Origin of the sequence: Roseibium sp. (assembly GCF_048261595.1) — a bacterium.
Classification (GTDB): Bacteria; Pseudomonadota; Alphaproteobacteria; order Rhizobiales; family Stappiaceae; genus Roseibium.
Genome location: NZ_JBLXFW010000006.1, coordinates 149,677 through 163,222, shown reverse-complemented (window position 1 = coordinate 163,222; position 13,546 = coordinate 149,677). Strand labels below are relative to the sequence as shown.

The 13,546-nt window shown below is 60.5% G+C and carries 8 protein-coding genes; 4 read left to right on the top strand and 4 right to left on the bottom strand.

What is annotated here, in order from left to right; genetic code table 11:
• Positions 1–54 precede the first annotated feature (54 nt).
• Complete coding sequence (locus ACN0SY_RS17925; RefSeq protein ID WP_417689574.1) at positions 55–1,500, bottom strand: M48 family metalloprotease; 1,446 nt, start codon at positions 1,498–1,500, stop codon at positions 55–57.
• A 135-nt stretch (positions 1,501–1,635) separates the two neighbouring features.
• On the opposite strand from ACN0SY_RS17925, the gene ACN0SY_RS17920 reads away from it, so the two are divergent.
• Positions 1,636–2,808 (top strand): pyridoxal phosphate-dependent aminotransferase, encoded by a 1,173-nt coding sequence (locus tag ACN0SY_RS17920; protein WP_417689572.1) that lies wholly within the window; start codon positions 1,636–1,638, stop codon positions 2,806–2,808.
• 76 nt (positions 2,809–2,884) lie between these two features.
• Here ACN0SY_RS17920 and ACN0SY_RS17915 read toward each other — a convergent pair whose 3' ends face one another.
• Positions 2,885–5,494 (bottom strand): Rne/Rng family ribonuclease, encoded by a 2,610-nt coding sequence (locus ACN0SY_RS17915; protein ID WP_417689570.1) that lies wholly within the window; start codon positions 5,492–5,494, stop codon positions 2,885–2,887.
• Positions 5,495–6,221: 727 nt separating this feature from the next.
• Here ACN0SY_RS17915 and ACN0SY_RS17910 point away from each other — a divergent pair.
• The 3 genes from ACN0SY_RS17910 (at position 6,222) to prfB (ending at position 11,366) form a co-directional block, all read left to right on the top strand.
• The gene (locus tag ACN0SY_RS17910; protein WP_417689569.1) at positions 6,222–7,484 is read left to right on the top strand and encodes an N-acetylmuramoyl-L-alanine amidase; all 1,263 of its coding nucleotides are present in this window, start codon (positions 6,222–6,224) and stop codon (positions 7,482–7,484) included.
• A gap of 182 nt (positions 7,485–7,666) precedes the next feature.
• Positions 7,667–10,120, top strand: coding sequence for a penicillin-binding protein 1A (locus tag ACN0SY_RS17905; RefSeq protein ID WP_417689567.1), 2,454 nt, complete (start codon positions 7,667–7,669; stop codon positions 10,118–10,120).
• Positions 10,121–10,234: 114 nt separating this feature from the next.
• Positions 10,235–11,366 (top strand): peptide chain release factor 2 gene (gene prfB / locus ACN0SY_RS17900; protein WP_417689565.1). Its coding sequence is split into 2 segments (ribosomal slippage): positions 10,235–10,303 and positions 10,305–11,366, totalling 1,131 coding nucleotides; the frame shifts between segments, so codons are not numbered across the junction.
• A gap of 76 nt (positions 11,367–11,442) precedes the next feature.
• Here the strand turns inward: prfB and ACN0SY_RS17895 are convergent.
• Positions 11,443–12,768 carry a M23 family metallopeptidase gene (locus tag ACN0SY_RS17895; protein ID WP_417689563.1) on the bottom strand — a complete coding sequence of 442 codons (1,326 nt, stop codon included), beginning with the start codon at positions 12,766–12,768 and terminating at the stop codon, positions 11,443–11,445.
• A gap of 279 nt (positions 12,769–13,047) precedes the next feature.
• A complete protein-coding gene (gene bcp, locus ACN0SY_RS17890) occupies positions 13,048–13,515 on the bottom strand; it encodes a thioredoxin-dependent thiol peroxidase (protein ID WP_417689561.1) in 468 nt (155 codons plus the stop codon).
• Positions 13,516–13,546 lie beyond the last annotated feature (31 nt).

Below are 13,546 nucleotides of genomic sequence, written 5' to 3'. Positions count from 1 at the left end.
GCGGCGTTTGTCTTTGAAGATCGAACACGGCGTCTGCTGTCGCCGCTTCGGCCCCTAACGTCGGTCCAGTTGTGGTGGTTTGTAAGACACAATATCGTCAGCTTGAAGCCATGCTGGCGTTCCGCGCTTCAAATTCTTTTGAGCTCGGGCCGCATATCGCTTCGCCGCACCAAAGTCTCCGGCCACCATGAGACCCTTCGCCGTCGCCAGATCTGCCTCCGGCTGCTCGCCCTGGCGGGCATGGGCGATCGCCAGCTGGCTGTAGCCGACGCCGGAATTCGGGTCGCGTTGAAGACCTTTCTTCAACACGCTTTCCGCTTCCGGCAAGACCGCTGGATTGTTCGACCCGACAAGAGCGTAGCCCAACCAGATCAGGAATTGTCCTTCGTTGGGTCTCAGCGCAACGGCCTGGCGGAAGGGAGCGATCGCAGCTTTGGGATTACCGCTTTCAAGCAGTGCCTGACCCTTCAATTCATGGAAATACGGGTTGTTCGGTTCCGTCCTGATCAAGTCGTCGATCAGTTTCACCGATCCCCGTGCACGGCTCTTCATGGCCGCAATCGCTCTGGCGTATTGCGCAGGCATGCTCTTGTCCGAGCGCGGGAATGCCCGCGCGACAGCGTTTGGGTGGCTTGTGAAGGCAATGAGCTTTGCCTTGACCATGTCGTGACGACGCTGGAGGCCCGCCGGATCCGGTGTATTGAAGTACTTGCTCTTCTGCGCCGCGTCGGCGAGCGAACGATATCGGTCCCGGGCCATGGGGTGACTGACCGCGTAAGGGTCGACGAACCGTGCCGAAAAAACCTGTTGTTCGGCAAAACGTTCAAAGGTCTTCAGCATGCCCTTGGCGCTTTGACCGGTGGCATTCAGGTACTTGAGGGCAGCGCGGTCGGCAGCGGCTTCCTCGCCGCGCTGGTAGGACAGGAAGGTCCGCTGGCCGAGGGTTCCGGAACCCAGGGCCGCTGCAGCCCCGCCCTGTGCTGCGTCGGATGAACCGGCTGCTGCGCCGGCCGCCATGGCCCCGGCGCCGAGAATCATGCCGATGACGGACATGATCTGCGCGTTTGCGGCTGCCGAGCGCAGGCGGACAAGGTGCCGGCCGGCGATATGCCCCGTCTCGTGTGCGATCACCCCGATAACCTCGCTCGGAGTATCCGCTTCCATCAGGACGCCAAGGTTGATGAACATGCGCCGGCTGTCCGGGACGAATGCGTTAAAGGACTTGTCATTGACGAGAATGATCTCGACCGGCGAGTTGCCGATACCGGCGACCTTGAAGATCGGTGCGGCATAGTCCTTCAGCAGGTCTTCTGCCTCGGCATCGCGAACGAGCGCCAGGCCCCGACCCTGGGCCTCTGCCTGCGTTACCGCCGCGGGCAGGGCAAGGGGTAGTGCTATGCCGAGCGCGCAGAGCGATGCGGTCATCCGGTGGGCAAAACCCTTTCCAAGCTTGGACCAAGTCTGTTTTCCGGATGCATTCGGAGCTCGCAAAACCGTCACGCCTGTCCCTTTCGTTAATTGCGGGCTGACCGTAGGTTCGGCGGCGAGGCTAGGTCAAGCGTCGCCGGCGTACCAAATTCTCCTGTCACCTGCTAGAAGCGTTCGCAAAGCGAGGCGAAACAGGAGTTTGGGTGAATGTCTGGCCACAGTCCGGCGATTTCAAGGCGTAGTGAAGTAGCGCCGTTTCTGGCCATGGATGTCTTGTCCGAAGCGGCAAAGCTCGAGGCGGCCGGTCGCACCATCATTCACATGGAGGTTGGCCAGCCTGCCGCACCGGCGCCGCAAGAAGCATTGGCGGCAGCCCGGTCCGCGCTGGAGCATGGAAGGCTCGGCTACACGGAAGCAAGAGGCCATCTGAGCCTCAGACAGAAGCTCAGTGCACATTATCGGACCGCATATGGCGTCGATGTTCCAGCGGAGCGTTTCATGGCGACGACCGGGTCGTCGGCGGGCTTTAACCTGACCTTCCTTGCAGCGTTCGATCCGGGCGATCGGATCGTTCTGACTTCGCCGGGCTACCCGGCCTATAGGAATATCCTGAAGGCGCTCGGACTAGTGCCGGTCGAGATCGATGTCGGCCCGGAAACCCGCTGGCGCCTGACGCCGGACCATATCGCAAGGGCCCAAAAGGACGGGCCGGTGCGCGGCGTTCTGGTTGCCAGCCCCGCCAATCCGACCGGCACGATGATGAGCGCGGAGGCCCTCGCCGAACTCGTTGATTATTGCGACGCCGAGCGGATCTGGTTCATTTCCGACGAGATCTATCATGGTCTTGTCTATGAGGGGCAGCAGGCGTGCGCGCTTGAGACCTCCGATCAGGCGATCATCATCAACAGCTTCTCGAAATACTACTGCATGACCGGATGGCGCATTGGCTGGATGGTTCTGCCCGAAGCCTTGATGCGGCCGGTCGAACGCATAGCGCAAAGCCTTTACATCTCGCCACCGGAACTGTCGCAGATTGCCGCTTCAGCCGCACTTGAGGCGCGGGACGAGCTGGAAGCGGTCAAGGCCGGCTATGCGCGAAATCGGGAGCTGCTGCTCCGGGAGTTGCCGAAGATCGGCTTCGACAAGCTGTTGCCGGTCGATGGTGCCTTCTACATCTATGCGGATACCAGCAGCTTCTCCCCCGACTCACTGGAGTTCACACGGGCCATGTTGCACGAGGCAGGCGTTGCCGCGACGCCTGGGGCCGACTTTGATGTCGCGCGCGGGGCAAGCTACACGCGACTCTCGTTCGCCGGCTCATATTCCGACATGCAGCGTGCCGTTGACAGCCTGGGCTCCTGGCTCGGTCGATCCGACTGACCGGATCGCAATTCTCGCGCAAATAAAAAGGCGGCCGATTGGCCGCCTTTCCTGTTTTCGATCTGAGACGCGATCCTCAGAAGAAGGATCGGCGCTGCCACCATCCGCCGCGCTTGGGCTTGGACGGGGTATCGTCATCACCAGAGCTGCGCTCGCTGGTCACAACCGGCTCGGCCGGTGCTGTCGATACCGGAGTGGAGATCTCGATCTTCCGCTCGTCGACCGGTGTTTCTTCCGCTTCTGCGACTGGCTGCGGTGTCTCTTCGGCAGCTTCCGTTGCTTCGACTGCTGCGGCCTGAGCCGGAGCTTCCGGCTCTGCGGGCGCTTCCGTGGTCTCACCAGCCGGCTCACTGAGAGCTACACTGGCGGTTTCATCGGCGGTAGCGTCAGCAGCTTCCACAGGCTTTTCGGCGTGAGCAGCTTCTGCATCCGCGTTGTCCGCTCCTTCAGCGGATTCAGCCGAAACCTCTTCCGCCTGAGCTTCCTCGTTGCCACGGCGACCGCGACGTCCGCCACGGCGACCACGGCGGCGCTTGCGGCGCGGTTCGTCGCTATCGTCGCCGTTGTTCTCCTCGTCGCCTTCGCGAGCTTCGGCCGTTTCACCGGATTCCTCACCCTCGGAGCTGCGCGCTTCCTGTTGCTCGGAGTTGTCCGATCCGCCACGCCGACGCTTGCGGCGGCGACGGCGGCGGCGATCGCGCTCACCGTCTTCTGCCTGCTCTTCGGCTTCGGCTTCGACCTCTTCCTCGATCTCGACTTCCGGTTCGTCCATCAGATCGATCGTATCCGGCTGGACAATCGGAATCACGGGCTGGGGATTGCGTTCGCGGTCCACCGGATCCGCGCGCTCCAGCACGTAAAGCTGGCCGTTGACCATGACGTCGGCCTGGACTTCGACCTCGACCGCGAAACGGGCTTCGAGATCCGAAAGGTTCCGGCGCTTCTGGTTCAGGATATAGAGAGCGACTTCCGTCGTGGTCGTGATGACCAGATTGTGGGTTGCGCCTTTCAGAAGGTTGTCTTCCAGCGAGCGCAGAACGTGCAGGGCCACCGATTCCACGGAACGGATCATGCCGGTGCCATGGCAGTGCGGGCAGGGGGTCGTGGAGCTTTCCAGGACACCTGTGCGGATGCGCTGGCGCGACATCTCCAGAAGGCCGAAATGGGAGATCCGGCCGACCTGGATGCGGGCCCGGTCGTTCTTCAGGCAATCCTTGAGCTTGCGCTCGACCGCACGGTTGTTCTTGTTCTCCTCCATATCGATGAAGTCGATCACGACAAGGCCGGCAAGGTCGCGCAGGCGGAGCTGGCGGGTCACTTCTTCCGCAGCTTCCAGGTTGGTCTGGAGCGCGGTGTCCTCGATATTGTGCTCACGGGTCGACTTGCCCGAGTTCACGTCGATGGAGACCAGGGCTTCCGTCTGGTTGATGACGATGTAGCCGCCGGACTTCAACGTCACCTGCGGAGAGAACATGGCGTCAAGCTGCGGTTCCACGCCGTATCTGATGAACAGCGGAGAGGCGTCGCGGTAAGGCTGGACGTTCTTGGCATGGCTCGGCATGAGCATGCGCATGAAGTCCTTGGCCTCGCGGTAGCCCTCTTCTCCGGCAACGAGAACCTCGTCGATATCCTTGTTGTAGAGATCGCGGATCGATCGCTTGATCAGGCTGCCTTCCTCGTAGACGAGGCTTGGCGCGGTCGACTTCAGTGTCAGCTCGCGAACCGTTTCCCAAAGCCGCATCAGATATTCGAAGTCGCGCTTGATCTCGGCCTTGGTGCGGCTTGCACCGGCCGTGCGCAGGATGACACCCATGCCTTCCGGCACATCCAGTTCGGAGGCGATCTTCTTCAGGCGTTTGCGGTCGGTCGGCTGGGTGATCTTGCGGGAGATGCCGCCACCACGGCCGGTGTTGGGCATCAGCACCGAATAGCGGCCTGCAAGTGACAGATAGGTGGTCAGGGCAGCGCCCTTGTTGCCGCGCTCTTCCTTGACAACCTGCACCAGGATCACCTGGCGACGCTTGATGACTTCCTGGATCTTGTACTGGCGGCGGGCCTGACGGCGCACCGGCACTTCTTCCATGGCATCCTCGGCGCCGACCGATTCAACCTGGTCTTCGTCGTCATTGCTGTCGTCGGAACCGTTGTCGCTGTCGTCCGATTCGTCCAGGTCGGCGTCATCGTCGGAAGCAGCGTTTTCGGCCGGGACGCTCTCGCCGCCATCGCCATCAACCGCAGACTGGGCATTGGCCTCCGCAGCTACTTCTTCGCCGTCCCCGGACGTTGCGTCTTCAACTTCCGAAGCGACCGTTTCGCCGCCATTGTTGGAAGCTGCACGGGAGCGGCGACGCGGGCGCCGCTTCGGCTTTTCGTCCGCTTCGTCATCGCCGTGACCGGCTTCGGCAGCTTCTGCTTCCAGCAGGGCCTGACGATCCGCGACGGGAATCTGATAGTAATCCGGGTGGATTTCACTGAACGCAAGGAAGCCGTGACGATTTCCGCCGTATTCGACGAATGCCGCCTGGAGCGAGGGCTCCACTCTGGTCACTCTTGCCAGATATATGTTACCGCGTAACTGCTTCCTGTTAGCTGCCTCGAAGTCGAATTCTTCAACCCGATTGCCGCGAACGACGACCACCCGAGTCTCTTCCGGGTGGGCCGCATCGATCAGCATCTTGTTTGCCATTGATGAATGTCTCCACGGCACGCGGGTCTGTCGCGCCAAGAATGCGCGTCACGCCCGAAGCGAGGTCCGGTGCCGTATTATAGGTGTCAAAGTGGGTAAGGCGGGAGACGGCGTCGGGCGCGGTCATGCAAGGAACGCCAGGGGCCGCAAAAGCGGTGCCTGCCTGTCTGTTCGTTGCTGTTCTCATCGCGCTTCCTTCGGGGCACGCCGGCCCGTGAGTTTGTATGTCGTTACATTGCATGGAGAGCGAATCGCGGTATTACCCTGCGAAATTCCGCATCCATGTGCCGCGGACCGGTGGCAATCCTGCTTCGCGGCACCTCCTACGACAGACATTGAAATCAATGTTGTCACGAGTTCCGCGGGCACGACGTTACCTGGTCTTGCCGGTGCCATTTTCCTGAAGTATCCGGGCATTCGGAAAGGGGACAAGGCCTCAAAATTTTGCCCCTGACATTGCCGTCGGTTACGATGACATGTGGAAAGATCAAACTTTCCCACGCCTCGGAAGGTACCGATTTCAGACCGAAATCCGTAAGGTACTTTTACGATCCATGACATCTATTTGCAAGCAATGTGAATGCGATAAAAGTTCTTTTGAAGTGCGCACCCGCAAGGGCGCGGCCCTGACAGCGGCAGCCGGTTGTGTGCCGGGTCAGCCGCGGTTGTGACAGACACGAACGACAGGCTGGAGAAAATGCGATTGGCGAAGGCGTGGAACAACTTATTGGCGAAGGCGACCGGCCCAGTCATTTTGGTTCCCCTGCGTCTTTTTCTGGCGGGCCTGATGGTGATCTGTGTCCAAGTTCAGGCTGGCCATGGTGCATCGACACCTGGGCAGCCGGTGAAGGTGGTCGGTGCACGGGTTGCGGGTGACCTCGTCAGAACGCGGTTCATCCTGGATCTCGAAGGCCAGATGGATGTTGCCATGTCCGGCCTCGCCGATCCCTATCGGTTGATACTGGATTTGCCCGAAGTCGGGTTTTCTCTGCCGGACGATGCGGGAAAAGAAGGCCGGGGTCTTGTTTCGGCTTGGCGCTATGGGCTGTTCGCTGCCGGCAAGTCGCGGATCGTGATCGACGTGAACGAGCCGGTCTCCATCGACAAGACCTTCGTCCTTCCGGCTGTCGATGACCAGCCGGCGCGTCTTGTCATCGATCTCGTCAAGACAACCCGCGACGATTTCCTGGAGTTCGTGCGCATCTCCCGCGAGGAAATGAAACAGCGCAACGGTGGGCGAAAGGGCGACCGACTTGATGCCCCGGAGGCGAAGGGGGATCGACCTGTGATCGTTCTCGATCCGGGGCATGGCGGTATCGATACAGGCGCGGAGGGAATTGCCGGAACGCTTGAGAAGGCCGTTGTTCTGGACTTCGCAAGCATTCTCAAGCGGAGGCTGGAGGAGACCGGACGCTATTCGGTGCACCTGACCCGCGAGGATGACACGTTCATTCCGCTCGGCAAGAGAGTTGAAATCGGCCACCGGCTGGAAGCAGATCTGTTCATTTCCATCCATGCCGATTCGGTCAGGCGCGGTCGCAAGGTCGTCCGTGGGGCGACAGTCTATACGCTCTCCGAAGAGGCATCGGACGATCTTGCCGGGGAACTTGCCGAAAGCGAGAACATGTCCGACATCATCGCCGGCGTAGAGCTCCAGGACGAGCCTACAGAGGTGACCGACATCCTGCTCGACCTAGCGAGGCGCGAGACACGCAATTTCTCGGTCCATTACGCCCGGACCCTTGTTTCCGAGCTCAAGAGTGCGGTGAAACTGATCAACAATCCGCACAGGTCTGCGGGTTTCCGTGTTTTGAAGGCCCATGATGTTCCTTCGGTTCTGGTCGAGTTGGGTTACCTGTCCAACGAACACGATGAGAAACTGCTGATTTCAGACGAGTGGCGCGACCGTATGGCGGGGGCGATCGTGGCATCTGTCGACAACTTCTTCCGGCCCCGTCTGGCGCGCCAGCAGGCCGAAGAGACCCAATAGCCCGACGCGCCGCAGTTTGCGGCCGGAAGCGGCATTTCGCGCTGCCTCAGCATCGCCATATTGGTGGAAGAGGAAGGCAGTGAATTGATTGAGGTTCCGCCGGTCCGAATCCGGTGTGTTCCTTGCGGGCATGTGTTAAGACCCGCGTGACAACAATGATCCGGGAAAGACGAGCCCGCGGTATGAAATTCCTTGTGAAGTTTTTTGGCTATCTGTTCGGGATCGGCGCAGCCCTGGGGCTCGTTGTGGCAGCTGGCGTGTGGATTTACCTGCAGCGCCTCAACGAGGGCCTGCCGGACTATACCGCGCTGAAGAACTACGAACCGCCGGTCATGACCCGCGTTCACGCGTCTGACGGCAGCCTGATGGCCGAATATGCGCGCCAGAGGCGCATGTTCCTGCCGATCCAGGCCATTCCAGATCGCCTGAAGCAGGCTTTCATCGCGACGGAAGACAAGAACTTCTACAGCCATATCGGCGTCGACCCTGAAGGCATCGCCCGAGCGGTAATCCGCTATGTGCAGAACCTTGGAAGCGGGCGGCGTCCGGAAGGTGCATCGACGATCACGCAGCAGGTGGCAAAGAACTTCCTGCTCACCAACGACGTGTCGATCGAGCGCAAGATCAAGGAAGCGATTCTATCGCTGCGCATCGAGCAGGCCTACACCAAGGACGAGATCCTCGAGCTGTACCTGAACGAGATCTACTTCGGTCTCGGCGCTTACGGCGTCGCCGCAGCATCGCTTCTCTACTTCGACAAATCCGTACATGAGTTGACCCTAGAGGAAATCGCCTATCTTGGCGCACTGCCCAAGGGCCCGAGCAACTATCATCCCTTCCGCAAGACGGAGGCCGCGATTGAACGCCGGAATTATGTTCTCGATCGCATGGTCGCCAGCGGGTTCGTTTCGGTCGAGGAAGGCGAGGAAGCCAAGGCCAAGCCGTTGAAGGTGACGCCGCGCGACACCGGTATTCAGCTGGAGGCTGCCGAATATTTCACCGAGGAGGTGCGGCGCGAGGTTGCCGATATCTTCGGCGAAAACCGCCTTTACGAAGGTGGTCTGTCGGTTCGCTCCACGCTCGATCCAAAGCTGCAGGTTCTTGCACGCAGGGTTCTTCATGAAGGCCTGATCGACTTTGACCGCAAACGCGACGGTTGGCGCGGACCGGTAAAGCAGATCAACATTTCCGGTGACTGGGGCGTGGAACTGGGAAGTGTCGAAGCCTATGGTGACTTGCCCGAGTGGCGGTTGGCCGTTGTGCTTGAAAGCGGTTCTTCCTCTGCAACCGTCGGGCTGCAGCCCAGAACACTCGTAAGTGGCCAGCTTTCGACGGACCGCACAACTGGCAAGCTGTTTCTTGAAACCATGAAATGGGCTCGTGTCAGCGGTCGCGAACCCGGCGCTGTTTCCGATGTACTCAAGCCGGGTGATGTCGTCTACGTGCAGGAAAGCGCAGTTGCCCCGGGCAGCTTCGAGCTTCGGCAGATTCCGAAGGTGTCCGGCGCTATCGTGGCTATGGACCCCTATACCGGACGCGTGCTTGCCATGGTTGGCGGCTTCAGCTTTGCACAAAGCGAGTTCAACCGTGCCACACAGGCCTACCGCCAACCAGGGTCTTCGTTCAAGCCGTTCCTATACGCTGCCGCGCTCGACAACGGCTACACGCCGTCGTCGGTGGTCATGGACGCTCCTCTCGAGATCAGCCAGGGACCGGGTCTGGGCACGTGGCGACCGCAGAATTATGGCGGCAAGTTCTATGGGCCCTCGACGCTCCGAACCGGCATCGAGTTGTCACGGAACGTGATGACGGTCCGGCTCGCTCAAGACATGGGCATGCCGCTCGTGGCGGAATACGCAAAGCGCTTCGGCATCTACGACAACATGCTGCCAGTGTTGTCCATGTCCCTTGGCGCTGGCGAGACGACCGTCATGCGCATGACTGCTGCCTACGCGACCATTGCCAATGGCGGCCGACGGATCAGGCCGACCCTGATCGACCGTATCCAGGATCGCTACGGGCGCACGATCTACAAGCATGACAGCCGGATCTGCGACGGGTGTACCCAGGATGATTGGACCGGGCAGGCCGAACCGGAGCTGATCGATGACCGCGAACAGGTGCTCGATCCGATGACCGCCTACCAGATCACCTCGATGATGGAAGGCGTGGTTCAGCGCGGAACGGCCACCGGCGTTCAGGCGGTCGGGCGTCCCGTGGCCGGCAAGACCGGAACCACGAATGACGAAAAAGATGCCTGGTTCATGGGCTTTACCCCGGACCTGGCGGTCGGTGTCTTCGTCGGCTACGACACGCCGCGCCCTATGGGGCGCGGGGCGACGGGCGGCCAGGTGGCCGCTCCCATCTTTACCGACTTCGTCAAGCAGGCTCTTGCCGACAAGCCACCGGTCGAGTTCCGCGTGCCCAAGGGCCTGCAGCTGATTCCGATCAACCGCCGCACCGGCCTTCGTGCTGCTGCGGGAACTCCCGGTACGATTCTGGAAGCGTTCAAGCCGGGTATGGCCCCACCGGACAGCTATTCGGTTATTGGCTTCCAGGACGAGATGGGGATCCCGCGCGAGGTCTCCCCGGAGGCTGGCCAAGCCGTTCTGAGCGGTACCGGCGGTCTCTACTGACGATCGGCTTTGCCGGTTTACAGGCCGGAACGACGCGGCTAATGTCCGCCCACTTTCTGCCCGGTCCCCAATGCGTGGGGCCGGGCTTCTTTCACAAATTGAGCGAGGTATCCGATGCGCGCCGAAATGGAAGGCATCGTCGATGAAATCAAGCAGGCCATAAGCCTGCTGAGGAGGCATCTTTGACTGGGATCAGGCTCTCGTCAGACTAGATGAACTCAACGCTGCGTCCGAAGACCCGACGCTTTGGAATGATCCAGCCAAGGCGCAAAAACTCATGCGGGAACGCCAGCAGCTGGACGACGGTATCAATGGCGTCAAAGGCCTCGAGCGGGACCTTGCGGACAACATCGAGCTGATTGAACTCGGCGAGATGGAAGACGACAAGTCGGTGATCGAGGACGCCGAGGATGCGCTGCGCGGTCTGAAGGACAAGGTTAACCAGCTTCAACTCCAGTCGCTGCTCTCAGGCGAAGCAGACGCCAACGACACCTATCTGGAAATCAATTCTGGAGCAGGTGGTACCGAGAGCCAGGACTGGGCCTCGATGATGTTGCGGATGTACCGCCGGTGGGCGGAAAAGCGTGGCTTCAAGGTCGAGGTTCTGGAATATCATGACGGCGAAGAAGCCGGTATCAAGTCAGCAACCCTGCTGATCAAGGGTGAGAATGCCTACGGCTGGCTGAAGACCGAATCCGGTGTTCACCGCCTTGTGCGCATCTCGCCATACGACAGTCAGGCGCGTCGGCATACCAGCTTCTCCAGCGCCTGGGTCTATCCGGTCATTGATGACTCGATCGATATCGAGGTCAATGAAAGTGATTGCCGGATCGATACCTACCGTGCATCGGGCGCGGGTGGTCAGCACGTCAACACCACCGACTCGGCCGTGCGTATCACGCACCAGCCGACAGGGATCGTGGTGCAGTGCCAGTCCGAACGTTCGCAGCACAAGAACCGCGCGACCGCGTGGTCCATGCTCAAGGCCCGGCTTTACGAGGCCGAGCTGAAGAAGCGCGAGGAAGCTGCCAACAAGGAACAGGCCTCCAAGACCGACATCGGTTGGGGCCATCAGATCCGTTCATACGTTCTTCAGCCCTACCAGCTGGTGAAGGATCTGCGTACGGGCGTGGAAAGCACGTCTCCGCAGGACGTTCTGGATGGGGACCTGGACAAGTTCATGGAAGCTGCGCTGGCCCAGCGGGTCTTCGGCGGCGACCAGGCGGAAGTTCAGGACATCGATTGATCGTCCAACCCTGTTCCGTCAATGAAAAAGGCGCTGTCCACGACAGCGCCTTTTTTCTTTTCCCATAGCCTGCAGATCAGCTGCGGATCAGCTTGTCCAGCCGGTCGCCGGCCGCGACAAAGTCTGCCGGATCAAGGGCTTCGTTGCCGATACGGATCTCATAGTGCAGGTGAGGGCCGGTGGACCGGCCGGTAGACCCGACGTGTCCTATGACGTCGCCAGCAGTGACATGGTCGCCTTCTGCCACCTGCAGACGGCTGAGATGGGCGTAGCGGGTGACAAGTCCATTGGCATGACGGATTTCGACAAGCTTGCCGTAGCCGCCCTTGCGCCCTGCATGAATCACGGTGCCGGGTGCGGCGGAATATACACGGGCGCCATACGGGGCCTTGAAATCCATGCCGGTATGCATCGCGATCTTGCCGAGGAAAGGATCGATCCGTGGTCCGAAGTTGCTGGAGATCTTGACGCTTTTCATTGGCCGGGCAATCGGCAGCCGCTGAGCTGCAAGCTTCAGATCATCAAGAGCGACCAAGGCACGCTCCGCCCGCTTGACGCGTCCGGAGAAGCCTTGTCCATGGAACGGGACAAAGGGGCCGCCGACACTGCCGCGCGCACGGGTCCTTTTGGCAACCGCGGCAAGATTTACCCCGAGCGGGCGTGTGGAAGCCAGGATCGTGTCGATCTGGTCCTCGGCGGCCACGGCAAGGGCGTCGAGTGCAGCAGCGCTTTCGGTCGTCATGGCGCGCAAATCGGCGTCGACCTGATCGAGCGCTGCCTGGTCACCGGATGTCGGCGTATGTTCGGTTGTCTTTTGCGGAAGTTCCTCAGCCGAAGAACTGCCCCTGAGCCCCAGAGCCTTGAGCGGATCGTCAAGCGGTTCCGATTCGCCGCCGATCGCAGACCTGTCATCGTCTTCAACCACTGTTGCTGCTGTCGACAACGGCTCCGGCTTTCGGCCCGGAAGATGGTTTCCAATCGCCAGGCGAATGCCGCTGCGCTCCGCGCGCTCGACCAGACTGCTGACGATGGAGTGGCGTTGGTTCAGTTCCTGCTGCTTGCGGATCAGTTCGGACACCTGCTGCTCGACACTCTGACGGTCGAGAACCTGCCGGCTGCTCATCCGGTCGAGTTCTGCCCGCAAACGGTCGATGCGATCCTGATAGCTGACCTCCAACGCTGCCTGCCTTGATTGCGCGGCCTCGACCATGTCGGTTCGTAGCAGCCAATAGGAAAGCGAGCCGAGAGAGGAAAGGGAGGTGACTGCAAGCAGGGCCGCGAGCGCAATAGCAGTACGAGGCCGGATAGAGAAGGCCGCTGTCTGCCCGTTTCTGGGGCGTGTCTGGCGATCCAGTCTTTCGGTCGCGAAACCGCTTTGACCGGATTGAGATTGACGGAACAAGGTCTCTCGCATCACTTGGCTACGGTGTTGAGTCGTTGATCCTGATTAGAGGCCGTTAAGGTTAATAAAAATTGTTTCCGGCTCATTTTTCGGAGCCTTCGTTCACGGAAAACCATTCGGCAGCCAGATGAAGGCGCTGGTTTGCAGCGGGGACCTTGCCCAGACGAGAGCGCGAAGCGACGGGTTAACGGCTGGTCCGGTGTTTCAGGCAAAACAAAACCCGGCGAGTGCCGGGTTCTGAATATTCAAGCGGCGCCTGTGCGCCGGTAATCGCCGAGCTTAGAGATCCTTCGCGGCTTCCAGAACTTCCTGCGCGTGTCCGGGCACCTTCACCTTGGGCCAGGTTCGGGCGATCGTGCCGTCGGCTGCGATGAGGAAGGTCGAGCGCTCGATCCCCATGTATTTCTTTCCGTACATGGACTTTTCCACCCAAACGCCAAAGGCATTACTTGCGGCTTGATCGGGGTCGGCTGCCAGCGTCACCGAAAGGTTGTGCTTGGCCTTGAACTTGTCGTGCTTCGCAGCCGTGTCAGGTGAGATCCCGACAATGCTGATCCCCAGCTTCTCGAATTCCGGCGCGAGCTCGGTGAAGGCAATTGCTTCCTTGGTGCACCCCGGCGTGTCGTCCTTGGGATAGAAATAGACGACGACCGGCGCGCCTTTTAGATCGGAGAGTCTGATCCGATTCCCGCCATCGGTATCCAGTTCGAAATCCGGTGCAACGCTGCCCGCTGCCAATACAGTCATTTTTGCCTTCCTTCCGACACACTAAGCCGTT